This window comes from Lysinibacillus sp. NPDC097214 (genome assembly GCF_050277945.1).
GTDB classification, from domain to species: Bacteria; Bacillota; Bacilli; order Bacillales_A; family Planococcaceae; genus Lysinibacillus; species Lysinibacillus xylanilyticus_B.
The window spans coordinates 321,459-344,525 of record NZ_JBNNSS010000001.1 but is presented as its reverse complement, the minus strand read 5'-3'; the positions used below and the strand labels follow the sequence as shown (position 1 = coordinate 344,525).

The window sequence follows — 23,067 nt, the reverse complement described above, 5'->3', positions numbered from 1 at the left end:
GATTAATGAGTCTAGTTACAAACCATTTTTAGATGCACAATAAATGACAAAGAAATTAAATAATCCAACTTTATATAAATAGTTGTTAGCATCTATTTTTCTGATAAAAAATCAGAACATTCGCAATTTAGATAATAGGTTGAAGGGGGATACTGAATGTGTGAGGTTTTTAAATAAGAAATAATACATTTGGCTGCCCTCAATGCATTCTAGTTTGTTTATTAATCTAAAGATAGAATATTCAAAATAATTTGACGTTACTATTTATCTTTGATAATATGAAAACGCATACATCACTTACATAGAAACTGGGGGTAGTAAATCAAATGGCGAAAACTCTGTACAAACTAGATTTAAGCAAATCAATGGAAGAACAGGCGCATCCTGGTCACAATCGATGGCACCCAGACATACCAGCAGCTTTTTCAGTAGATCCAGGCACTTCTTTTAGGATGGAATGTAAAGACTGGACAGATGGGCAAATTAAAAATGATGATAGTCCAAATGATATTCGGGATGTGAATCTTGCACGTGTTCATGTGTTGAGTGGACCGGTCTATGTGAACGGCGTTGAACCTGGAGATTTACTTGTCGTAGATATTTTAGATATTGGTACTTTTCAAGATTCGGCGTGGGGGTTTAATGGCATTTTCGCAAGAGAGAATGGGGGAAGTTTCTTAGTTGACGAATTTCCAGAAGCAGCTAAATCAATCTGGGATTTTGAAGGCATTTATACGACTTCGAGACATGTACCTGGTGTGAAGTTTGCTGGGATTATCCATCCTGGCTTAATAGGCGTTGCTCCCTCTATGGAACTATTGCAAAAATGGAATGAAAGAGAAAAAGAACTCATCATGACCAACCCGGACCGGGTTCCAACGTTGGCCAATGCGCCGACTCCGGAGAGGGCAGTGCTCGGCACATTAAAAGGGGCTGAGTTTGATCGTGTAGCTAAGGAAGGAGCTCGAACAGTACCACCAAGGGAAAATGGCGGGAACTGTGATATTAAAAATCTTTCTAAAGGGTCGAAAATCTTCTTCCCAGTATTTGTGGAGGGGGCGAAGTTATCGGTAGGAGATCTTCACTTTTCACAAGGGGATGGAGAAATCACATTTTGTGGTGGTATCGAGATGGCAGGATGGATTGATCTAAAGGTGGATGTCATTAAAGGTGGCATGGAAACCTATAAAATTTACGAGAATCCTGTATTCCAACCGGGCCCAGTAGATCCAAACTATAATGATTTCCTCGTTTTCCAAGGGATTTCAGTAGATAATAAGGATGGGAAACAACATTATTTAGATGCTACTCTTGCGTTTCGTCGGGCATGCTTGAATGCCATTGAGTATTTAAAAACGCTGGGTTATACAGGTGAACAAGCTTATATGTTACTGAGTACAGCACCAGTTGAAAGTCGAATCAATGGCATAGTCGATGTTCCAAATGCTTGTTGTACCATTGCAATCCCTACAAAAATATTCGATAAAAATATTATGCCAAAATGATAGGATAAGGAGGTTTATACTTGCCTAGTTACACATTTCGTTGCAATGATTGTGGAGATTTTACGCTATTTTTTAAATCAATGGCAGGGAATAAAGACAAATCAACTTGTCCTATTTGCCAATTAGAGTCAAATCGGGTCTATTTTGCACCGAATGTGTATACACTTTCGAGAGCAATTAGTTCGCAAATCGAAAAGGGAATGGAACCGCGAATAATGAGTCGAGAAGAATTAGGGACCAATAAGCCAAGGAAAAAGGCGGGCGCAAATCGTCCGTGGCAATTCGGGTAAGCACCTATTGCTTTACTGGGTATATTGGATAAAGATGCTATTCTATCATTCAGAGAAGGCGCCTACAGTGATAGGCGGAAATAATAAGACTGACAGTAGTTTTCTGTCTAGTTTATTGCGGGTGGTATCCCCAAGCGCCGAGCGTTGTTTGTAGGATTTTTTATCAGATCCCGACAGAAGACTCCCGCTTCAAGCGTTAGCAAAGTGGCGAGTAGTTTTCAATTCAACGTATATTAATCATCTCTAAACTACAAAAAAGCTGATTGCCCGTTGTAAAATGGCCAATCAGCTTTTTGTGGAGTCTTGAATTGCATTATTAAAGCGCAAAGCGGTTTAACAGCTGGCCTGGCCATAACTTAGACACAATTCTGACAAACGGTGAGGCATAACATTTGTTATTTAAAGTAATTTGTTCGATTTCTAATAATAAGTTAGAACCGTAACATAATCCGCGAATATCTTCATCAATCATCAGTGTATGGATCTCTAACCAATTCCAACAAATTTCTCCTAATATGGCGCCGAGGATTTGATCATTTTCATCTGTGAGGAAGCGGTTGATTTCTTAATATCTGCCTCGTAAATCTTCGGGAAATGTTTTGAATTATACTCGTAAAGTTTATTATTAATCGGATAAACAATGGCATGTCTTTTTAGAAAGATGTTCTGAACATATTCCTTGGACAAATATGTACAGTGCTATTTTTTAAGTAAGTGAGATATTCTTATAATTTACCAACAAAAAAAGATCGAAGCAATTAGCCTCAATTTTTCTTACTCACGCATTCCTGTACACACGCTCGCCTTATTAGTCCCAATCTAGCCCAAATAGCCCCGAAATCATGCTGTAATATACATTAACCTGCAAAATCTAAAAACCGCATAAAACACTTACAAGTATTGATGTAACAGGCTTTCTAGACTAGTTGTTGTTGTACTTTGCATATCTTTCATAGTATAATTCATTATAGTTTAATTAGGAGTGGAAAAGATGAACCGAGAAGCACGTTTAAAAAGACAAGAGAATATACGAAATTTCTCTATTATTGCACATATTGACCACGGGAAATCAACGCTTGCTGACCGTATTTTAGAGCAAACGAAATCTTTAACATCTCGTGAAATGAAGGCACAGCTCCTTGACTCAATGGATTTAGAACGTGAGCGAGGCATTACGATTAAATTAAATGCGGTACAATTAAAGTACGAAGCGAAAGATGGCGAAGTGTATACATTCCATTTAATCGACACACCAGGGCATGTCGATTTCACTTATGAAGTATCACGTAGTTTAGCTGCTTGTGAAGGTGCTATTTTAGTTGTAGACGCAGCACAAGGTATTGAAGCACAAACACTAGCAAATGTATATTTAGCTCTTGATAATGACCTAGAAATTTTACCAGTTATCAATAAAATCGATTTACCAGCTGCAGACCCAGAACGTGTTCGTCAAGAAGTTGAAGACGTAATCGGGTTAGATGCTTCTGAAGCGGTTTTGGCTTCTGCTAAAGCAGGTATCGGGATTGAAGATATTTTAGAACAAATTGTAGAGAAAGTGCCTGCACCAACGGGTGATCCAGATGCACCGTTACAAGCCCTTATTTTTGACTCTGTTTATGATGCTTATAAAGGTGTTATTATTTCCATTCGAATCATGAATGGTACAGTAAAACCTGGCGATAAAATTCGTATGATGGCTACTGGAGCAGAATTTGAAGTTATTGAAGTTGGTGTACACACACCGAAAGTTGTAGCACAGTCTGAATTAACAGTTGGTGACGTAGGCTATTTAACAGCCTCCATTAAAAATGTAGGTGATACTCGTGTGGGGGATACAGTTACATTTGCTAATCGCCCAGCAACTGAGCCATTAGCAGGTTATCGTCGATTAAATCCAATGGTATACTGCGGATTATATCCAATCGATACAGCGAGATATAATGACTTACGTGAAGCGTTAGAAAAGTTAGAGCTCAATGACTCTGCACTTCAATATGAGCCAGAGACATCGCAAGCACTAGGATTTGGTTTCCGATGTGGCTTCTTAGGGCTTTTACACATGGAAATCATTCAAGAGCGTATCGAGCGTGAATTTAACATTGATTTAATTACAACAGCACCTTCAGTAATTTACAATGTTCAAATGACAGATGGATCTACAGTTAAGGTTGACAACCCGTCATTTATGCCGGATCCTCAAAAAATTGAACGAGTGGAAGAACCATATGTAAAAGCTACAATCATGGTACCGAACGATTATGTAGGAGCTGTTATGGAGCTGTGTCAATTAAAGCGCGGTAACTTCATGACAATGGATTATATTGATACAACACGTGTCAGCATTATTTATGAAATGCCGTTATCAGAAATCGTTTATGATTTCTTTGATTATTTAAAGTCAAATACGAAGGGCTATGCGTCATTTGACTATGAACTCATTGGTTATCAGACTTCAAAACTAGTGAAGATGGATATCTTATTAAATGCTGAGCAAGTCGATGCACTAAGCTTTATCGTACACCGTGACTTTGCGTATGAGCGCGGTAAAGTCATCGTTGAAAAATTAAAAGAATTAATCCCACGCCAACAATTTGAAGTGCCAATTCAAGCAGCAGTTGGACAAAAAATTGTCGCTCGTTCAACAATTAAAGCGATGCGTAAAAACGTTTTAGCAAAATGTTACGGTGGGGATATTTCTCGTAAACGAAAACTTCTTGATAAACAAAAAGAAGGTAAAAAACGTATGAAACAAGTAGGTTCAGTCGAAGTACCACAAGAAGCATTCATGGCTGTTCTGAAGATGGATGATTCGAAGTAACATTGATATAACAACGTTTGAATTGAGTGTTTTTATATCAGTAGGGTGGAGATTGCCACCGCTTTAAAATTATGCCAGCAATTTATAAGTCTTTTGGAATTGCACAACGATAAGTGTAAAGCCTAGGTATTCAATTAATTTTGAGCCTGGGCTTTTTTGTGTTTAATCATCATATGGTCTGTATTTACTGTAAGGGGAAAATTATTTAAGTTATATCATATGCAATGTTATTGTTCCTAAATTAATAAATTGTTACATTGCAAATAATCTAAACTTTATGAATCATTTATCATAAACTAATATTATCAAGCTGAAATTTAAAAAGGGGTAATGCGATGATGGAACCTTGTTGTAATTGTGATTGCACAAAAAATGTAGTTCGTTTAAATAAAGTTTCTTCATGTCCTATTTGTCGTGGGAATTTTGCTCAGCCTTCAGTTCCAAATACTTTTACGACAGGAGCAATTTGGAGAAATCCAGCTACAGAGACGATTGTTGTCACTCTTTTAAATAAAACAGACGCATCCAAAACAGTAACAGTTTCGGTATTAGATTGGCAAAATTGTGCCCAAGAAGAGATGCCAAAAGATGCATTCTTATGTGGAGAATCTCAACCTTCACTTTTTGATGGAACATCAACTCCTCTTACTTTTACAATCCCAGCAAAAAAACTACTTGTTGTTAATGCAACTCCGCAAAATGCTTGGCAACCAGTTGATCCATGTTATGAAGTACTGGTGACACTGCCAAATGATCCGATCATTCCTACTAATATTTTCCTACCTAATGACCCTATCACTCCAGGTGATCCATGTATTATAAATACTTGGGGTATTAACAATTTAGGTATACCACAAGAAGGAAATACAGTGTTACATCGCCAGTTTCAACGAACTATTTTCATATGAAATAGGAAAGGTGAACTACTTAGTAATCATATAAACAAATGAGAAGGGCTAGGCAATCAATAATTTTGAGCTTGGTCTTTTTTTATTTCATAAATTTTCACTTTCCAAAATACAAACAAACGTTCTAATATAGATGCAAACAAACATTCTTATTTGAAGGAGTGTGTGGAATGATGAAAGAACAATTGATTAAAGCAATGCAGCGTAATCAATTTTTAAATATGATGTACTTAGCTAAATCTGGTGAAGTAACAAAAAGACGTATCAAGATTATTAAAGTTTTTGGAGATTCATTTCAAGCTTATTGTTTCAATAGACAGGCAAAACGTACATTTATTATTGATAGCGATTGGCAGTTGTTCCAATCACTCAAAGAGAGCGTGAGGTAGTATGATTAAATTTGAACAACAAAGGCTATTACACAAATTTGTGATACTGGATTTAGCAATTCAATCATTACAGCGTGATTTTTCGGTCATTGAAAATCTAAAAATGTGTAATGTTTATATAGCAATGATTGAAAAGCTATTAAAGGCAATAACTAGAGATCACTACAACATTAAAAGAGATTTAGCGAAGGATAAAATAAAAATCGTTAGATGGGAAAAGATAAGTGAGCATTTCAGTGACTTAACTGTTACAACACCTGGGCAGGACCAAGTATTAAGGTATGCCAATCAGACAGTAAAAAAACGAGTTGAGGAATTACTTTTAAGCCATATAAACAAAGGCACTGATTAGTATAGTGCCTATTTTTTATGCAATGAAAAAAGCCACTCATTTGAGCGACTTATTCTAGTTTAGCTTGCAATATTGCAGAATCATTTTCAATACTACTGTGGTATGTATACATAAAAGGATTATGACTATGTGATTTAGTGTGATCAACTAATTTCCCATCACCTGTAAATCCAAGTTTCTCCAGAATAGCTGATTGTTGCTGAATACTTAAAGTATCATCTACGCTTTGTAATAATGCTTCGAATGCAATTTTCACTTCTTTATTTTGTGTTGCAAGAGCATTCGATGAGACAGCAGCACTAATTTTTTCAACGTGATTTTCTTTATTCATATCTATAAAGATAAAAATATCACTTGTTAATTCAATGCTATATCTTCCGGCTTCAATTAATTCCTTGTCTTTCATACTGATATTAGAATTACTCTTAGTTTTGGTAATGATTTGTTTTAATGTAGTTTCGTATTTATCAATCAAATCATTTGAAACTTTATTCATGGAATTTGATACGTCTTCGGAAATTTTTTCTTTTTGCTCCTTAGTCAACTCTACTTTCTCCGTTATTAAACCATCTTCTATAATAGAATTTAATTTTCCATCTTTGAAAATAAGCGATACAGAAGATTCTTTATCTACTCCATTTTCTCCATCATAGTCTAATTCTAATAATAAGTTGTCATCTTCTTTTGCATCTGGATTTTTCGATATGCCACCTACAATTTCTTTTACCTCATCAGGGCTCATACCGTTTTCCAACTTTTTAAACTCATCTGGAGTAACTGTAGCAGTTTCTTCTTCACCACATGCAGCAAGTAATAATGCAGACATGACTCCTATGTAGAATAATTTTTTCATTTACAAAATCCTCCCTTTACATTTTCAATTACCATTCTAGGAAATTTGAAGGAAAAAGTACATATAAAATAACAGACAACTGTGCCTAGTTATCTGCTTTTCTGAACTGAGTGATACAAAGTGGGCCTCGTATTTTGAACGGTATAAAAGGGGCTATATTGCATTTTACCTTATGTCCCGTCGAGCGTGTCCCAACGAGAGACAATCGATGAAGTCAGAAATGACATGATTCCTAGATTTTTACAGAAAACCTAACATCTAAGTCTTTTAGTCTTTCTTCTTTTAAAACAAGCAATTTACAAGATATATATAATAACGCTCCCGCTGAAAAGGAAGCTTGTAAGAAATACATGAACGAGTACCAGGTAATGCTATTTGATTTCATGAATAGTTTGCCCTTAGCAGACAACTTAAAAGATGTATCACATAAATGTGTTTTAACTTCACAAATAAATTCTGTGGATGAATTTATAAAAGCTAAGAACGTACTATTCAAAATCTACGGATATTAAAGAAGTTGTACTGACGGTTGCTAGTACATTAAGAGCTGTATTTGTAGGTGCATATAGTAAGGTTGTATAGCGATTGAGTAATAAATCGGATAAATCATCATATATAGAAGAGACAGTGAATAGGAAACGTCAAGTGCCATTTTTTAACTGGCTTAATGAACGTGATGAGCGTACACAAATAAACAGCAGACCAAACATTGAGAATTGGCTGGAATGGTAGAGAGGGGAATATAAAATATGAAAGAACAAAAACAAATTACTATGTATGATTTTATAGAACAACCAATTAAAAAACCTTCCACGGATGTCAATAAAGCTATTGATAATAAGAGCGTAATAGTGCCTCGTGTAGTAGGGTATATTGTACGGAGATAAAAATTTTATATGGTACCCGTCTAAGAGGAATCTTAGGCGGGTATTTTTTACTTTGGTAGAAATGTACCTAATATTAATCGATTATACAAATCCGTATATAAGAAATTAGATGATAAAAATGAATTAGAATTAAATTGACAAAATTTATGCTTACAAAGGAAATTTAAATTTCTTTGTAAGCTCTAATATATATTTCATATAACTATACAGGTTCGAGTAACGGGAGAGTAATTAAAATCTTTAAAACGGATTCAACACATATGATTTATACAATCATGAAATTATTTGCGTCATTCTACTTGTGAAATATTTAAAGTGTAGTCCCTCTTAAACGTTTCAATAAATTTAATAGCACTTTTTGAAAGGTAACGGTCCTTCAACCAGATAACGGCGGAATCTGATTGAATACTAAGTTCTTCAAGCTCCAATATTTTCAGGCCATTCATAGAAAATGAATGTAAGACAGACCTTGGAAGTAAGGAAGCACCGACACCTTCTCTAACTAGGGACATAATCATAGCAGCGTCTGAACATTGACAGACAATATTTGGTTCATAGTGATATTTTCTACAAGCTTCTATAACCAGTTCGTATTGACCAACACCCTTAAAACGTTGTAGCAACATTAGTGGCATACTTGAAAGTTCATCTAGTCTTATTGTATTTTCATAATTCCACGTCTCAGGGATAACGGCTACAAAATGGTCCGGAGGTAATGGCAGTGAGGATAAGTCATCTGATTCTGCTTCTAAAGGTAACCGGACTATTGCAACTTCAATATGCCTATTTCTTAAATCTTGTAATAATCGATAGGTATCCCCTTCGTATAAACGAAATGTAACATTTGAATACTTTTCTCGGAAAAAACGAATGCGTTCAGGTAAGTAAGAAAAGCATGTTTTTACAGTTCCAATTGATAAGGTACCCTTAAGACCTTCTCCTACTTCTTTCACTTCCATAATTATTTCATCAATCTGACTTAAAAGATTGGTAGCCCTCTTATACAAAACTTTTCCTGCTGCTGTTAGTTCTATATTCTTTCCATTTCGTACTATCAAAAGAGTACTAAGTTCTTCCTCCAGCGCTTTTAGCTGTTGACTAAGGGGGGGTTGGGCCATATGTAATTTCTTTGCTGCTCTAGTGATTTGGCCTTCTTCAACAATAGTGGTAAAGTATCGCAATTGTCTTATATCCATGAAATTCCTCCTTAGAAAGCATATTTATTTTATATGCATTACAAACATTTTAAATATTTTAAATATTTTAAACTTAATGATACATTAATCTTGAAAATGATTCCATGAAAAGGTAGAAAAGGAGAAGATAAAATGTCTAGAATTCAAAAAGCTAAAGAAAGTATAAAAGGTTCGATTGCACCAGTTATTACACCATTCAAGGAAGATGAAAGTTTAGATTTACAGACATTTAAAAATTTAATTAACTGGCAAATAGAAAGTGGGAGCCATGGTATTTCGGTAACTGGGACTTCTGGGGAGCCTAGTTCTCTAACAATCGAAGAGAGAGAGCTTGTGATGGAAACAGCAAGTAAAACGATTAACGGACGAGTTCCATTTATACCAGCAACGGGATCAGTTAATCATAATGAAGCGCTTCGACTAACAAAGGCTGCTCAAGAAATGGGAGCAGATGCTGCGATGGTCATCGTTCCATATTATAACAAGCCTTCCCAGCAAGCGTTATATAAACACTATAAAGCTATCTCCGATGCCGTGGATATTCCAATTATTATATATAACATTCCTGGAAGAACAGGGGTGAATATGGAAGTAACGACAATGGCTCGACTTGTTGAAGATTGCCCGAACATTATTGGTGCCAAAGAGTCAAATAAAGATTTTGAACATGTCAATCGGGTGCTATTAAATTGTGGTAGAGATTTTAGTCTATTCTCGGGAATTGAACTTCTTTGCTACCCAATGTTAACAATCGGTGGAAAAGGTTCTATTAGTGCCACAGCAAACGTTGCACCAGCGAAAGTAGCAGAAATGCACAATGCTTGGGAGGAAGGCGACGCTGAAAAAGCGTTAAATCTTCATTATGAATTAATGACATTAAATGATGTGTTATTCAAAGAAACTAACCCTGGACCAGTAAAAGCAGCGCTGGGCATGATGGGTAAAATTACGCCAGTTTTACGCAAGCCAATGGATTTACCATCTGAGGCACTTCAAAACGAAATTCGTGAAGTTTTAAATCAATATGGCATTTTATCAAATGAGATTGTAACTAAATAATCATTCAACATCAAAAAAATTCTCTTACTCCTTGTTATAGGAGTAAGAGAAGAATGAGGAGTGTAATCACATGCAAGTTCAAGTAACTGAGACTCAAAAAAATCACGAACACATGCAAGTAGAAAATATAAAACTCTATATTAATGGACAGTTTGTCGACAGTAAGTCAGGTGCTTCTTTTGAAAATAAAAATCCATTTACAAATGAAATAAACAACTATATTGCTGAGGGACGTGAAGCGGATATAGATCAAGCTGTTCTCTCAGCAAAAGAAGCGTTTGAGAATGGTCCGTGGGGCAAGATGAAATTGAAAGAAAGAATGAAATATATTAATAGAATTGCAGATCTCATCGATGAGGAGATTGAAGAAATTGCTTTCTTAGAATCATTAGATACAGGTCTGCCAATTAGCCAAACAAGAAATCAAACCGCACGTGCTGCAGAGAATTTCCGTTTCTACGCACGAATGGTTGAGACAAAATTGCATGGCGAATCTTATCCAATGGATGATGAATTCGTTAATTATACAGTTTATAAACCATTAGGAGTTATAGGGTTAATTACTCCATGGAATGCCCCATTCATGTTAGAGACTTGGAAAGTAGCGCCTGCATTAGCAACTGGAAATACTGTTGTTCTAAAACCAGCTGAACTTTCACCTTTGACTGCCAATAAATTAGCTGAAATTATTCATAAAGCTAAAGTTCCGGATGGAGTCTTTAATGTCGTTCATGGCTTTGGAGAAACAGCAGGGGCTGCTCTTGTTGCTCACCCAAATGTGAAAGCGATTTCATTTACAGGTGAAACGACTACAGGTTCTACTATTATTAAAAACTCTGCGGATACTTTAAAGAAAACATCGATGGAGCTTGGTGGGAAATCACCTTTAATTGTATTTGATGATGCAGATCTTGAACGAGCTCTAGATGCAGCAATATGGGGGATTTTCTCTTTTAATGGGGAACGTTGCACATCCAATTCTCGAGTATTCTTGCATAAAAATATTAAAGATCAATTTGTTGAAAAATTAAAAGCACGTGTTGCAAACATTAAAATCGGTGACCCAATGGATTCATCAACTGAGCTTGGTCCGCTAATTGAAAAAGGTCACTACAACAAAGTAAAAAAATATATAGAAATCGCTAAAGAAGAAGGTTGTGAAGTAGTTCAGGGAGTGGTTCCGGAGAAGGTAAAGGCAGGTAATTTTGTACCACCGACACTTTTATTAAATGCAAAAAATGACATGAGAGTATGTCAGGAAGAAATCTTTGGTCCCGTTATGGCCGTAATCGAATTTGAAACAGATGAAGAAGTACTTCATATGGCAAATGACGTATCTTACGGGCTAGCTGGTTTTGTATGGACAAAAGATTTAAAACGAGCACATCGTATGGCGGATGCTATTGAAGCAGGTATGCTTTGGATTAACGCTCAAAACGTACGAGATCTTCGAATTCCATTTGGTGGTATGAAAGATAGTGGAATTGGAAGAGAGGGTGGTCATTACGCAATGTTTGAATTCTATACAGAACCAAAGGTAATCCATGTTGCTATAGGTGACCATCATATTCCGCAATTTGGGAAGTAAACACTATTTTTTAAGGGGGAAACAATAATGCCAGCAAAAACAGGGAAGCAATATATTGAACGAGTTGATAATGCACAGGCAAATATATGGATTGATGGCAAACGAGTAGAAGGGAAGATTTCTGAACATCCAGCTTTTAAAGGAGTTATGAAAACTCAGGCAGAACTTTACGATTTGCAACATGATCCAGACAAAAAGGATTACATGACATATGAATCTCCGACAACTGGTGAACGGGTGGGTACATCTTTTATTCAGCCAAAAACAAAAGAAGATTTGGTGACACGTCGCAAAATGATGCAAGAATGGGCGAAATATAATGGTGGCATGATGGGACGTACTCCTGATTACATTAATGTCGGGATGATGGCGTATGGTTCAGCTGCAGAAATGTTTGGAAAACAGGACTCCATCTATGCCGAAAACATGACTAACTACTACGAGTATTGCCGTGAAAATGATTTATCTTTAACACATACGTTGATTCAGCCTCAAGTCAATAGAGGAGTAAACTCAGCACAGCTTCCAGATCCGTATATTGCAGCGCGGATTAAAGAGAAAACATCTGAAGGGGTCGTTATTAAAGGGGCAAGATTACTTGCTACTCAAGGTGGTATTACCGATGAAATCATGGTATTCCCATCTACTTTGTTAAAACAATCAGCTGAAGAAAATCCATATGCATTTGCATTTTCTATTCCTAATAACACTCCGGGCTTAAAATTTATTTGTCGAGAATCTTTTGATTATGGTAAGTCTCATTTCGACCATCCGCTAGGATCTCGCTTTGAAGAAATGGATACCATTGTTGTGTTTGATGATGTTGTCGTTCCGTGGAATCGAGTTTTTGCCCTTGGTGATGTTAATGTGTGCAACCAGGCCTACAATGAAAGTAATGCGGTTGTTCATATGACACATCAAGTTGTATCAAAAAATATCGCGAAAACAGAGTTTGTACTTGGTATTCTTCAATTAATGGCAGAGACAATTAATATTGGCCAATACCAACATATACAGGAGAAAATCTCTGAGGTAATTATTGCACTTGAAACGATGAAAGCATATGTCGTTGCTGCCGAAGCAAATGCAAAAGTGGATAGATGGGGAACTATGACACCAGATTTTGCACCGTTAAATGTAGCACGTCATTACTTCCCGAAAATTTACCCTCGCTTTACAGAAATTATGCAATTAATGGGTGCAAGTGGCTTAATGGCGATCCCATCAGAATCAGACTTCAATTCTGAAATTCGTCCGGATCTTGATAAGTATTTACAATCAGCCACTGGAGATGCTTATGATCGTGTGAAACTTTATCGTTTGGCATGGGATGTATGTATAAGTTCATTCGGTACTCGACAAACACTTTATGAGCGCTTCTTCTTCGGTGATCCAGTTAGAATGGCAAGTACGCTTTATAACGGGTATGACAAACAGGAATATGTTGATCGTGTAAAAGAATTTTTGAATCGATCAGAAGCGTTAGTTAAAAATAAATAAACGGCTAAGGGAGATGAGGAGTATGGATTTCAATATCATTCGTATTGCCAGAACTGTTATAAATGTGAAGGATTTAGACCGTTCAAAAGATTTTTATGTAAAAGCGCTCGGCATGATTGAAACGGAAACAAAGGACGACTGTGTTTATTTGAGAGGGCTTGAAGAACACACACACCACAGCTTGGTTCTTAAAAAGTCCGAGACGTTAGGGGTACACGCACTCGGTTACAAAGTAGAAAAAGAAGAAGATCTTGACCGTCTGGCTGAATTCTTTCAATCAAAAGGCTTAAAAACAAAGTGGCTTAAGGAAGGAACTCAGCATGCTCTTGGGCGCGCACTGCATGTACATGATATTTCAGGGATGCCTCTTGAGTTTTTCTGCAAGATTGAAAAAGCAGAGCGCTTACTTCAGCGCTACGACTTATACAGAGGTGCCCGAATTCAGCGAATTGACCACGTAAATTGTGCTGTACCGGATGTAGAAAAAGCTTACAACTTCTTTATCAACGAGCTAGGCTTTGCATGTTCTGAATATACAACTATAGAAGATGGAAGTATCTGGGCTGCGTGGCTCCACCGAAAACAGACCGTGCATGATCAAGCCTTTATGAACGGAGATGGTCCGCGTCTTCATCACTTTGCTTACTGGCTACCGGATCCACTTGCTCTAATTCACTGCTGTGATGTTTTAGCTTCTCTTGGCTATTCAGAGAACATTGAAAGAGGTCCAGCACGCCACGGCTTATCCAATGCGTTCTTCTTGTATTTAAGAGATCCAGATGGATACCGCATTGAGCTGTATAACGGAGATTACTTAACAAGTGACAATGACTTTGAGCCAATTCGATGGGATTTAAATGACCCACGTCGTCAAACGTTATGGGGTGCAAAAGCACCGGACAGCTGGTTTAATGAAACATCTCCGTTTTTAGATATTGAAACCAACGAACAAATTCAATCGACGGCACCAAACCTTGCACAGCGCAAACCAGAATTAGCTATATAAATAAAAAGAATGGAGGAATTTCAATGGATGATCGTACATTTCGAGATGCGATGGGTAAATTTGCAACCGGCGTAACAGTTATTACAACGGACATTGATGGAGAGCCTCATGGCATGACAGCAAATGCCTTCATGTCAGTGTCGCTAAACCCAAAACTCGTACTAATATCGATTAAAGAAAATGCAAAAATGCTAGATAAAATTAACCGCTCCGGTAAATTTGCGGTAAATATTTTATCCGAAGACCAGCAAGAAGTTTCTATGTTATTCGCTGGTCAGATCAAAGAAAAGCGTGAACCAGAATTTGACCGCCTAAACGAAATCTCGGTAGTAAAGGATGCGCTAGCAAATATTGTCTGCAATGTATATGGAAAGCAAGTAGCTGGTGACCATACGCTGTTCATTGGAGAGGTAGAAGATATTGTCCTTCGTGAAGGAAATCCTCTGACATTCTTTGCAGGAAAATATGGCCAGATCACTGCACCGCAGTTAACTTAACATAAAAGGGGAGGGCGAACGATGGAGACAATTTATATCAAAAGTTCAACTGATAAATCAAAGTTCACTGAAATGGAAGCTTGTGTTTTGGCCCTTGGTTTTTTTGATGGCGTTCACATCGGTCATCAAAGAATTCTTGAAACAGCAAAACAAATTGCTGTGCAAAAACAATGCGCCTTTGGTGTTATGACGTTTTATCCGCACCCAAAAGATATACTCTTTCCTCATATGGAGCCAATGACTTATTTAACTCCGCTTCCTTTAAAAGAAGATAGATTTGAAAAGCTGGGTGTTGAGAAGTTATTTGTTGTTGAGTTTAGCCCTGAGTTTGCCCGTCTTTCTCCTAACGATTTTGTTGAACAATACATTATAGGACTTGGATGCATACATGTTGTAGCAGGCTTTGATTATCATTATGGCTATAAAGGACTCGGTAATATGAAAACGTTATCAGAGTATCGTCCCGGATGTTTGGAAGTAACGACTGTTCCAAAGATCCAACATTCTGATGAAAAAATTAGTTCAACAGCAATCCGAAAATTGCTAGATGAAGGTCATGTGCAAAAGATTCCTATGTACCTTGGCGATTTTTATGAGATTAATGGAGAAGTAAATCAAAGTTCCCTTTTTTACAAAAATCATCAGTTTCTTAAATTAATAGTAAAAAAGAGATACCGAATGCCTAAACCTGGTATTTACCATATTCAAGTTGAAATAGATGGTAATTATTATGATGGGACCTGCCACCAAATATCTATAAATGAGCAACACCCTTCATTATTAATCCAATTAAAAGATTGTTCTGTATACCCATACAAGAAGCGGATTAATGTAAAATGGCTAGATTATAAATATGGCAAGCAGAATGAGTCATACGGAATGAATGAATACATGAATAAAGATGAGCTAGTGATCTAATTAAAGGTAGGCTATTACAGAAAGGAGTAGAATATGAATTTAAAAGTGCAAGCAAGAAAGAAAAACTTATACATTGATGGTCAATGGCAAGAAGCCACTGAACATGCATCCCTAACATCTCCATACTCTGGAGATGTTATTGCATATATTCCTAAGGCTAATGAAAAAGAAGTGAATGAGGCAATTGAAGCTGCATGTCGTGCAAAAACAGTAATGGCGAAAATGCCAGCTCACGAACGTGCAGCTATTTTGGAACGTTTGGTAGCTTTGTTTGAGAAGCGTTTAGATGAAGCTGCAGAAATTATCGCTTTAGAGGCAGCTAAACCAATTGCTACTGCAATCGAAGAAGTGAAACGGACAATACAAACGTATAAGTTTGCAGCTGAAGAAGCAAAGCGAATTCATGGAGAAACACTGCCATTGGATGCTGCGCCGGGTGGAGAAAAACGAATAGCATATACGGTGCGTGAACCGATTGGGGTTATTGGAGCGATTACGCCATTTAATTTCCCGATGAATTTAGTTGCCCATAAAGTAGGTCCTGCCATTGCCACAGGCAATACAATTGTATTAAAACCAGCATCTCAAACGCCACTATCTTCTTTCTTTTTAGCAGAGTTGTTACAAGAGGCGGGTTTACCTAATGGAGCTCTTAATGTAATTACTGGAAGCGGAAGAGTCGTGGGGGATAAAATCGTGACCGATGATAGAATTGCAGCTATTACATTTACCGGAAGCCCAGCTGTTGGGATTGGCATTCGAAACAAAGCAGGACTGAAGCGCGTGACATTAGAACTGGGTTCAAATGCAGCCGTTATTATTGATAAAGGGATCGATATAGATTCAATTATTAATCGTTGTGTGAAGGGAGCTTTTTCTTTCCAAGGTCAAGTATGTATATCATTACAACGAATTTATATTCATGAAAGTTTGTACGAAACATTTGTGCAAAAATTCGTTGAAGCAACGCAACAACTCAAAATGGGTGACCCTTTAGATCCAAGTACGGATGTTTCAGCGCTTATTTCAAAAGGAGATGTGGAACGTACTTTAGATTGGATTCATGAGGCGAAACAACATGGAGCAGAAGTAGCAACTGGGGGAATCGCGAAAGGGAATATTCTATTGCCAACGGTATTATTAAATGCAGAGTCTTCTTTAAAAGTTTCGTGTCAAGAAGTGTTTGCTCCAATTGTAATCATCAATAAAGTTCAAACGGTAGAGGAGGCAATTGAGCAAGTAAATGATTCGCGATATGGTCTCCAAGCGGGAATCTACACAGATAATGTTCATACAGCGTTAACTGCAGCTGAAAACCTTCATGTTGGAGGCGTAATGATTAATGACATTCCCACATTTCGTGTAGATAACATGCCTTATGGAGGTGTGAAGGAAAGTGGAGTTGGAAGAGAAGGAATAAAATATGCTGTAGAGGAAATGACAGAGCTAAAACTAGTAGTTTTTAATAGAAATTAAAAATCGAAGAATTAGAAGCATTTAAGAACCCTATAGAATTATTAGGAAAGAGGTGCTATCAATTTGGAGCTAGTAAAAGAACAGAGTAATGTAAAAAAAGACATCGAACAACAAGACAACAAACAAATAGATTATGACAAAATTTCTACTTCGGAGGATTTTAAACAACTACTTTTAAATAAGAAAAAGTTTATTATTTCATACACAATTTTTTATTTGGCTTATTCACTGGCTTTACCATTCCTAGCCTTGTTTACAAATATATTAAACGTCCAAGTAATAGGAGACATTACGTTGGCGTGGATTTACGGTATTTCAATTATCTTTATGTCATTTGGGGTATGCAGTGTATATGTAAAGAAGTCTGCTGAATTTGACGAAAAAGTAAAGCAAATCATAGTAAAGGAGGGGCTGTAGACATATGGGATGGGATATTATTCTTCTTTTTGTACTCATGTCAATAGGGGTACTTTTCATTACGTACTATGCTTCCAAAAAAACAAAAACGGCAGGTTCTTTTTATACAGCTGGAGGTGGTCTGACTGCTAGGCAAAATGGACTTGCTTTAGCTGGAGACTTTATGTCTGCATCTACCTTTTTAGGGTTAATTGGAGCCTTTTCTTTAACGGGATATGACGGATTTTTCCTCATGTACGGTGCCCTAGTTTCTTTTCTTGTCATTTTATTTTTAGTTGCAGAACCATTAAGGAATCTTGGGAAATATACATTAGGTGATATGATTACTGCTCGATTTAAGTTTAAACAAGTACGAGGTGTAACTGCCTTCAATACAATAATCATCTCGGTTTTTTATATGCTTGCACAGCTTGTTGCTGCAGGAGCTTTATTTAAATTATTATTAGGTATTCCATATAATACTTCAGTCCTTATTGTTGGTGTTGCTATGTTAGCTTTTGTTTTGTTTGGAGGAATGACCGCAACAAGCTGGGTTCAAATTATTAAAGCCGTTCTTTTAGTAGGTGGAACCTTTATTATGTTTGTAATGGTTATGTGGAAATTTAATTTTAATTTTATTGGCATTTTTACTGATATGAAAACAGCCACTCCTTTTGGAATTGATTTCTTAAATCCTGGTTTGAAATATAAAAACGGTTGGGATGCAGCTTCTTTAACACTTGGGCTCATTCTTGGGACAGCGGGTCTACCCCATGTATTAGTTCGCTTTTTAACTGTACCTAATGCTAAGGTTGCCAGAAAGTCAGTTGTTTGGCTTATGTGGATCATGGGACTATTCCATATTATGGTCATTTTCCTTGGGTTTGGAGCAGCAAAGCTAGTTGGAACTTCGAATATTATAGAGGCTAACCCAGCAGGGAATATGGCAGCGCCATTATTAGCAAAGTATATTGGCGGAGATTTTATGTTTGCTTTCATTTCTGCGGTTTCTTTTGCTACTATTCTTGCAGTTGTTGCTGGAATTGTGGTTACGGGAGCAACAGCATTTTCCCATGACTTTTATAACGAAATTTTAAAAGACGGGAAAGCAACCGAAAAACAGCAAATGTTTATGGTACGTCTTGCATCGATTGTCATCACTGCTATCGCCATTGCCTTATCACTATTTCTTCAAAATTTTAATGTTGCCTTTGTAGCATCAATCGCTCTAACATTAGCAGCGAGTTCGAATTTACCAGTTATATTATTAACTATTTTTTGGAGGAAATTCAACAAAACTGGAGCAATCTTTGGGATGCTTATAGGATTAATTAGCACGATTGGTCTAGTTATGTTAAGCCCAAATGTTTGGAATCCAGAACCAGGTGTAGCCTTATTTACTGGTAATCCTATTTTCCCTCTTGCATCACCAGGAATTCTTTCTATACCGTTAGGTTTCTTAGGCTGCTTTATTGGTACATTAATAGGGGCCCGTAAGTCAAAAAATGTAGAGGATAATTTTTCAGAAATTATCGTTAAGTCAAATATAGGACATGATGTTAAAGGTGTAGTTAATCATTAGTGATAGTTTTACAAGCTCAATAAGATTAAGGAAGCATCAGAAGAATTTACGAGTTTATGAGAGGAGTGAATAGTTATGAGTAAGGCAATTATTAAATTTAGTGAAACCCTTCACACAAAAGAAGTGGAAGTAGATCCTCAAAGCAATACAATTATTCTCGGTGATAGAAATTTAACAGTAGAGCAGTCCTCTTTGGAGGCGCCAATTTCGGGTACAGTATATGGGGCTTTATTAAATTATAGTGGCGAGCTTAAGGCAATAAGTTCATCTTTAACTAAAGAACCTTATAAACAGCCTCCCAAGGCGCCTGTCTTATATATTAAACCGGTGAACACCATTACTGGATTTAAATCTTCAATTCCATTACCCGAGGATACATCTCATCTGCAAGTAGGTGCCTCATTAGGCATTGTCATTGGGAAAAATGCTACTCGTGTAACAGAAGAAAAAGCTTTAGATTATGTATTAGGATATACCATTGTAAATGATGTGAGTATTCCACATGAGAGTTTTTATCGACCAGCTATTAAACAAAAAGCAAGAGATAACTTTTGCCCTGTAGGTCCATGGATTATTGAACGAGATGCAATCGCTGACCCTAATAAGTTGACGATTACAGTATTCGTTAACGATGAATTAAAACAAAAGAATACAACGGCCAATTTAATTCGTCCTGTATCACGACTGATTTCTGAAATTTCGGAATTTATGACGCTGTATGAGGGAGATGTTTTACTGGTTGGGGTACCTGAAAATCCTCCGCTTGTTAAAAAGGGAGATCGAGTACGAATTGAAATCGATGGAATCGGTTATTTAGAAAATACAGTTAAATGAGAATCTCATTGTTTTGTAAAGGAGCGCGATTATTATGAAACATGCACGTGTAGTATTTCAGGAGATCATTCATCACGCAATTGAAACAGATGATGGTCATCTTAAACTTGATAATGGACAAATTGTTTCTGAGGAGGAAGTGGACTGGCTACCGCCTGTCCAACCTAGAACCGTTTTTGCTTTAGGCCTCAATTATGCAGATCATGCAAAGGAACTTGCTTTTCAAGCACCAACAGAACCTTTAGTTTTTCTAAAAGGTCCTAATACTTTTATTGGTCATCGAGGTCAGACTTACCGACCGGCTGATGCTACCAATATGCATTATGAATGTGAACTTGCAGTTGTCATTGGGCGTTCAGGGTCTAACATTAAACGAGAAGATGCTTATGATTATGTAGCAGGATATACCGTTGCAAATGACTATGCCATCCGTGATTATTTAGAAAACTATTATCGTCCGAACTTAAAAGTAAAGAATAGAGATACTTGTACACCAATCGGTCCATGGCTAGTCGATGCAAAAGATATTGAAGATCCTATGAATCTTACATTGCGTACTTATGTAAATGGAAAAGTTACGCAGGAAGGCACAACGAAAGATATGATTTTTAGTATTCCGCAATTAATTGAGTATTTAAGTAGTTTTATGACATTAAATAAAAACGACATTATCCTTACTGGTACGCCTGAGGGCTTAGTTGATACAAAGGTAGGGGATGAAGTCATTACTGAAATTGAAGGAGTGGGACGACTAGTAAATACCATTATTAGTGAAAAGCATTTCTTAAGAACTAAAAGTGATAACGCCATTTTTAGCCAGTGAGAGGGATGAAAACATGCCGCATTTTATAGTTGAGTATACCGATAACATAAAGAAAGAAGCAGACATTCCGAATTTGCTTAAAAAAGTGAATGATGTTTTGATTAGCCGTAGTAATCTTTTTCCGACTGGAGGAATTCGATCAAGAGCAGTTGAACTTCAAGATTACCGAGTAGCAGATGGAGCAGAAGATGATGCATTTGTTCATGCTATATTAAAAATTGGGGCGGGAAGATCGGCTGAAAATAAGAAAGAAACTTGTGACGAACTATTCGAAGTAATCAAGGATCATTTTGCTGATCTATTTACTAGGAGATATCTGGCATTATCGATGGAATTGATTGAATTCAGTGAGGAAGGTACTTACAAGTATAACAATATTCATAAGCGTTTTAAAAAGTAAGAAGGAATCTAATATCTTCATTACTGTTGTTTTTTATTGAAGGCTCATAACCTCCATTTTTCAGAGGTTATGAGCCTTTATATCAAGACAACATAGTTGAATCTGTTTGTAAGAGTAGTTCCGCTTTTTACAATAAAAAACAATTGATGCCGCTTACAATTTAGGTTACATCGCGTTAAGGTTAGATTTTCATTTCAGGAAGGGGACTTTAAATGACAAAGAATCAAGCTTTAGACATGAACTGCATTGAATGGGCAAGTAAAATAAACAAAAGTTATATTGGAGGTCAATGGGTAGAGGGTGGTAGTAAAAGAACTTATTCAATAAAGGATCCATATGATCAGTCAACTATTACAACTGTAGATTTAGCGAATGTAGAGCAAATAAAAGACGCTTATCACAAAGCAAAAGCAGCACAAAAGGAATGGGCTAAATCTACCCCAGAACAAAGAAGAGAGGTTTTAACGAAAGCATTAGACTATTTAGAGAAAAATAAAGAGCATATTTTGGAATTACTTACACGAGAAACAGGTGGAACACTACTTAAAGCTCATGTTGAGTTTGGCTTTGGGGTTAGCGACATAAAAGATTCTATTAATATGGTTGATGAAATATTCTCACCCAAAAATTATGCATCTAGTACACCAGGAAAAGTTAGTCGTGTATATCGATTACCTTTAGGTGTTATTACGTCCATCACACCTTTTAACTTCCCATTTAACATGGCGACAAGAACAATTTTCCCTGCCATTGCTCTCGGGAACAGTGTTGTTCATAAACCAGATCTCCAAGTTGGAATAGTTGGTGGACAAGTTTTTGCAAAGGCTTTCGAAGAAGCAGGACTTCCTGCTGGAGTGTTTAATTCAATTTTAACTGATCTTCAAGAAGCAGGAGATGAATTCCTGTTAAATACGAATTCTTCGTTTATCAGTTTTACAGGATCAACTGCAGTAGGAAAACACATTAATAAAGTAACAGGCGGAACATTAAAACAAATGGCATTAGAACTTGGAGGCAATAATCCTTTAGTAGTTTTAAGCGATGCCGACGTAGAACAAGCAGTGAAAGTCGCCATCTTCGGGAAATTTTTGCATAGTGGCCAAATCTGTGCGATTACAAACCGAATTATTGTTAATAGAGACATTTATGATGAATTTGTTGCTAGATACGTAGAAAAAGTAAAGGGATTAACAGTAGGAGACCCCAAGGACCCTAACACAATTATTGGTCCTGTTATAAATGAAAAACAAGCTGATAAAATCATGGATTTAGTTAATAAAGCAAAGGAAAATGGATTAAAAGTTGCCGTAGAAGGTGACCGTACAGGGAATGTTATTTCTCCATTTGTATTTGTTGATGTACCGAATGATTCAAGTCTTGCATCTTGTGAAATTTTCGGTCCTGTTGCACAAATTATTCCGGCTGAAAGTGATGAAGAGGCTATTCGTTTTGCTAATGACACGGAATATGGATTATCCTCTGCCATTATGACTAGTGACTTAGAAAGAGGGGAAAGATTAGCCCTTGAGATCGAATCTGGTACAACACATATAAATGATATGCCTGCAGTGCTAGAAGGAAATGTTCCATTTGGTGGAGTGAAACAAAGTGGAATTGGGCGTTTTGGATATGAATGGATTGTAGATGAGTTTACTGTTGCGAAATGGGTATCTGTACAAACGAGTAAATTAGATTATCCGTTTTAGGATTGGAGCGAAATTCACAGTTGTTAAAAAAGCCTGTAACCTTGAGTTAACAAGGGATACAGGCTTTTAACTTAGATACCGATA

General features: G+C 36.8%; 23 protein-coding genes and 1 pseudogene. 21 read left to right on the top strand and 3 right to left on the bottom strand.

Annotated elements, in window-relative coordinates; all coding sequences use genetic code 11:
* Nucleotides 1-326 precede the first annotated feature (326 nt).
* Together fmdA and ACQKMI_RS01705 are read left to right on the top strand one after the other, a co-directional pair.
* Entirely contained in the window at nucleotides 327-1,505 is a 1,179-nt protein-coding gene (fmdA, locus tag ACQKMI_RS01710) for a formamidase (RefSeq protein WP_427486911.1), read from the top strand.
* A gap of 20 nt (nucleotides 1,506-1,525) precedes the next feature.
* Complete coding sequence (locus ACQKMI_RS01705; RefSeq protein WP_427486910.1) at nucleotides 1,526-1,795, top strand: FmdB family zinc ribbon protein; 270 nt, start codon at nucleotides 1,526-1,528, stop codon at nucleotides 1,793-1,795.
* Nucleotides 1,796-2,183: 388 nt separating this feature from the next.
* Here ACQKMI_RS01705 and ACQKMI_RS01700 read toward each other — a convergent pair.
* Nucleotides 2,184-2,458: pseudogene (locus ACQKMI_RS01700) on the bottom strand (GNAT family N-acetyltransferase); the annotation flags it as partial.
* 328 nt (nucleotides 2,459-2,786) lie between these two features.
* Here ACQKMI_RS01700 and lepA point away from each other — a divergent pair.
* The 4 genes from lepA (at nucleotide 2,787) to ACQKMI_RS01680 (ending at nucleotide 6,262) form a co-directional block, all read left to right on the top strand.
* Nucleotides 2,787-4,613 carry a translation elongation factor 4 gene (lepA, locus tag ACQKMI_RS01695; protein ID WP_427486909.1) on the top strand — a complete coding sequence of 609 codons (1,827 nt, stop codon included), beginning with the start codon at nucleotides 2,787-2,789 and terminating at the stop codon, nucleotides 4,611-4,613.
* A 335-nt stretch (nucleotides 4,614-4,948) separates the two neighbouring features.
* Entirely contained in the window at nucleotides 4,949-5,521 is a 573-nt protein-coding gene (locus ACQKMI_RS01690) for a hypothetical protein (RefSeq protein ID WP_427486908.1), read from the top strand.
* Between the two features lie 170 nt (nucleotides 5,522-5,691).
* Nucleotides 5,692-5,910, top strand: coding sequence for a transcriptional regulator (locus ACQKMI_RS01685; RefSeq protein ID WP_427486906.1), 219 nt, complete (start codon nucleotides 5,692-5,694; stop codon nucleotides 5,908-5,910).
* A 1-nt stretch (nucleotide 5,911) separates the two neighbouring features.
* Nucleotides 5,912-6,262, top strand: a complete 351-nt coding sequence (locus ACQKMI_RS01680) for an aconitate hydratase (protein WP_427486905.1) — start codon at nucleotides 5,912-5,914, stop codon at nucleotides 6,260-6,262.
* 49 nt (nucleotides 6,263-6,311) lie between these two features.
* On the opposite strand, the gene ACQKMI_RS01675 is transcribed toward ACQKMI_RS01680, so the two are convergent.
* A complete protein-coding gene (locus ACQKMI_RS01675; RefSeq protein ID WP_427486904.1) occupies nucleotides 6,312-7,115 on the bottom strand; it encodes a hypothetical protein in 804 nt (267 codons plus the stop codon).
* Nucleotides 7,116-7,700: 585 nt separating this feature from the next.
* Here ACQKMI_RS01675 and ACQKMI_RS01670 point away from each other — a divergent pair.
* Both ACQKMI_RS01670 and ACQKMI_RS01665 read left to right on the top strand, forming a co-directional pair.
* Nucleotides 7,701-7,847 carry a hypothetical protein gene (locus ACQKMI_RS01670; protein WP_427486902.1) on the top strand — a complete coding sequence of 49 codons (147 nt, stop codon included), beginning with the start codon at nucleotides 7,701-7,703 and terminating at the stop codon, nucleotides 7,845-7,847.
* A 17-nt stretch (nucleotides 7,848-7,864) separates the two neighbouring features.
* Nucleotides 7,865-8,002 (top strand): hypothetical protein, encoded by a 138-nt coding sequence (locus tag ACQKMI_RS01665; protein ID WP_427486901.1) that lies wholly within the window; start codon nucleotides 7,865-7,867, stop codon nucleotides 8,000-8,002.
* Between the two features lie 290 nt (nucleotides 8,003-8,292).
* On the opposite strand, the gene ACQKMI_RS01660 is transcribed toward ACQKMI_RS01665, so the two are convergent.
* Nucleotides 8,293-9,198 carry a LysR family transcriptional regulator gene (locus tag ACQKMI_RS01660; RefSeq protein ID WP_427486899.1) on the bottom strand — a complete coding sequence of 302 codons (906 nt, stop codon included), beginning with the start codon at nucleotides 9,196-9,198 and terminating at the stop codon, nucleotides 8,293-8,295.
* 132 nt (nucleotides 9,199-9,330) lie between these two features.
* On the opposite strand from ACQKMI_RS01660, the gene hpaI reads away from it, so the two are divergent.
* The 13 genes from hpaI to ACQKMI_RS01595 all read left to right on the top strand — a co-directional run bounded on the left by hpaI (nucleotide 9,331) and on the right by ACQKMI_RS01595 (nucleotide 22,983).
* Nucleotides 9,331-10,257: a 2,4-dihydroxyhept-2-ene-1,7-dioic acid aldolase gene (hpaI, locus tag ACQKMI_RS01655; protein WP_427486897.1), complete on the top strand. Its 927-nt coding sequence runs from the start codon at nucleotides 9,331-9,333 to the stop codon at nucleotides 10,255-10,257.
* A gap of 70 nt (nucleotides 10,258-10,327) precedes the next feature.
* Nucleotides 10,328-11,845, top strand: a complete 1,518-nt coding sequence (gene hpaE, locus ACQKMI_RS01650) for a 5-carboxymethyl-2-hydroxymuconate semialdehyde dehydrogenase (RefSeq protein WP_427486895.1) — start codon at nucleotides 10,328-10,330, stop codon at nucleotides 11,843-11,845.
* A gap of 27 nt (nucleotides 11,846-11,872) precedes the next feature.
* Nucleotides 11,873-13,345, top strand: coding sequence for a 4-hydroxyphenylacetate 3-monooxygenase, oxygenase component (hpaB, locus tag ACQKMI_RS01645; protein ID WP_323647391.1), 1,473 nt, complete (start codon nucleotides 11,873-11,875; stop codon nucleotides 13,343-13,345).
* A gap of 22 nt (nucleotides 13,346-13,367) precedes the next feature.
* The gene (gene hpaD, locus ACQKMI_RS01640; protein ID WP_323647390.1) at nucleotides 13,368-14,351 is read left to right on the top strand and encodes a 3,4-dihydroxyphenylacetate 2,3-dioxygenase; all 984 of its coding nucleotides are present in this window, start codon (nucleotides 13,368-13,370) and stop codon (nucleotides 14,349-14,351) included.
* A gap of 23 nt (nucleotides 14,352-14,374) precedes the next feature.
* Complete coding sequence (locus ACQKMI_RS01635; RefSeq protein ID WP_427486894.1) at nucleotides 14,375-14,848, top strand: flavin reductase family protein; 474 nt, start codon at nucleotides 14,375-14,377, stop codon at nucleotides 14,846-14,848.
* 21 nt (nucleotides 14,849-14,869) lie between these two features.
* Nucleotides 14,870-15,766, top strand: coding sequence for a cytidyltransferase (locus ACQKMI_RS01630; RefSeq protein ID WP_427486893.1), 897 nt, complete (start codon nucleotides 14,870-14,872; stop codon nucleotides 15,764-15,766).
* A 33-nt stretch (nucleotides 15,767-15,799) separates the two neighbouring features.
* Nucleotides 15,800-17,242 (top strand): aldehyde dehydrogenase family protein, encoded by a 1,443-nt coding sequence (locus tag ACQKMI_RS01625; RefSeq protein WP_427486892.1) that lies wholly within the window; start codon nucleotides 15,800-15,802, stop codon nucleotides 17,240-17,242.
* Nucleotides 17,243-17,305: 63 nt separating this feature from the next.
* The gene (locus ACQKMI_RS01620; RefSeq protein ID WP_427486891.1) at nucleotides 17,306-17,659 is read left to right on the top strand and encodes a DUF485 domain-containing protein; all 354 of its coding nucleotides are present in this window, start codon (nucleotides 17,306-17,308) and stop codon (nucleotides 17,657-17,659) included.
* Nucleotides 17,660-17,663: 4 nt separating this feature from the next.
* Nucleotides 17,664-19,220: a solute symporter family protein gene (locus ACQKMI_RS01615; protein ID WP_427486889.1), complete on the top strand. Its 1,557-nt coding sequence runs from the start codon at nucleotides 17,664-17,666 to the stop codon at nucleotides 19,218-19,220.
* Nucleotides 19,221-19,295: 75 nt separating this feature from the next.
* Nucleotides 19,296-20,054 carry a fumarylacetoacetate hydrolase family protein gene (locus ACQKMI_RS01610; RefSeq protein WP_427486888.1) on the top strand — a complete coding sequence of 253 codons (759 nt, stop codon included), beginning with the start codon at nucleotides 19,296-19,298 and terminating at the stop codon, nucleotides 20,052-20,054.
* Nucleotides 20,055-20,088: 34 nt separating this feature from the next.
* Entirely contained in the window at nucleotides 20,089-20,877 is a 789-nt protein-coding gene (locus tag ACQKMI_RS01605) for a fumarylacetoacetate hydrolase family protein (RefSeq protein WP_427486887.1), read from the top strand.
* Nucleotides 20,878-20,890: 13 nt separating this feature from the next.
* Nucleotides 20,891-21,277, top strand: coding sequence for a 5-carboxymethyl-2-hydroxymuconate Delta-isomerase (locus ACQKMI_RS01600; RefSeq protein WP_376073703.1), 387 nt, complete (start codon nucleotides 20,891-20,893; stop codon nucleotides 21,275-21,277).
* Nucleotides 21,278-21,489: 212 nt separating this feature from the next.
* Complete coding sequence (locus ACQKMI_RS01595; protein ID WP_427486886.1) at nucleotides 21,490-22,983, top strand: aldehyde dehydrogenase family protein; 1,494 nt, start codon at nucleotides 21,490-21,492, stop codon at nucleotides 22,981-22,983.
* The last annotated feature ends 84 nt before the right edge of the window (nucleotides 22,984-23,067 follow it).

Coding starts and splice junctions, on each gene's coding strand:
- fmdA (WP_427486911.1), top strand. CDS start 327: ATGGCGAAAACTCTGTACAAACTAGATTTAAGCAAATCAATGGAAGAA.
- lepA (WP_427486909.1), top strand. CDS start 2,787: ATGAACCGAGAAGCACGTTTAAAAAGACAAGAGAATATACGAAATTTC.
- ACQKMI_RS01690 (WP_427486908.1), top strand. CDS start 4,949: ATGATGGAACCTTGTTGTAATTGTGATTGCACAAAAAATGTAGTTCGT.
- ACQKMI_RS01685 (WP_427486906.1), top strand. CDS start 5,692: ATGATGAAAGAACAATTGATTAAAGCAATGCAGCGTAATCAATTTTTA.
- ACQKMI_RS01680 (WP_427486905.1), top strand. CDS start 5,912: ATGATTAAATTTGAACAACAAAGGCTATTACACAAATTTGTGATACTG.
- ACQKMI_RS01675 (WP_427486904.1), bottom strand. CDS start 7,115: ATGAAAAAATTATTCTACATAGGAGTCATGTCTGCATTATTACTTGCT.
- ACQKMI_RS01665 (WP_427486901.1), top strand. CDS start 7,865: ATGAAAGAACAAAAACAAATTACTATGTATGATTTTATAGAACAACCA.
- ACQKMI_RS01660 (WP_427486899.1), bottom strand. CDS start 9,198: ATGGATATAAGACAATTGCGATACTTTACCACTATTGTTGAAGAAGGC.
- hpaI (WP_427486897.1), top strand. CDS start 9,331: ATGTCTAGAATTCAAAAAGCTAAAGAAAGTATAAAAGGTTCGATTGCA.
- hpaE (WP_427486895.1), top strand. CDS start 10,328: ATGCAAGTTCAAGTAACTGAGACTCAAAAAAATCACGAACACATGCAA.
- hpaB (WP_323647391.1), top strand. CDS start 11,873: ATGCCAGCAAAAACAGGGAAGCAATATATTGAACGAGTTGATAATGCA.
- hpaD (WP_323647390.1), top strand. CDS start 13,368: ATGGATTTCAATATCATTCGTATTGCCAGAACTGTTATAAATGTGAAG.
- ACQKMI_RS01635 (WP_427486894.1), top strand. CDS start 14,375: ATGGATGATCGTACATTTCGAGATGCGATGGGTAAATTTGCAACCGGC.
- ACQKMI_RS01630 (WP_427486893.1), top strand. CDS start 14,870: ATGGAGACAATTTATATCAAAAGTTCAACTGATAAATCAAAGTTCACT.
- ACQKMI_RS01625 (WP_427486892.1), top strand. CDS start 15,800: ATGAATTTAAAAGTGCAAGCAAGAAAGAAAAACTTATACATTGATGGT.
- ACQKMI_RS01615 (WP_427486889.1), top strand. CDS start 17,664: ATGGGATGGGATATTATTCTTCTTTTTGTACTCATGTCAATAGGGGTA.
- ACQKMI_RS01610 (WP_427486888.1), top strand. CDS start 19,296: ATGAGTAAGGCAATTATTAAATTTAGTGAAACCCTTCACACAAAAGAA.
- ACQKMI_RS01605 (WP_427486887.1), top strand. CDS start 20,089: ATGAAACATGCACGTGTAGTATTTCAGGAGATCATTCATCACGCAATT.
- ACQKMI_RS01600 (WP_376073703.1), top strand. CDS start 20,891: ATGCCGCATTTTATAGTTGAGTATACCGATAACATAAAGAAAGAAGCA.
- ACQKMI_RS01595 (WP_427486886.1), top strand. CDS start 21,490: ATGACAAAGAATCAAGCTTTAGACATGAACTGCATTGAATGGGCAAGT.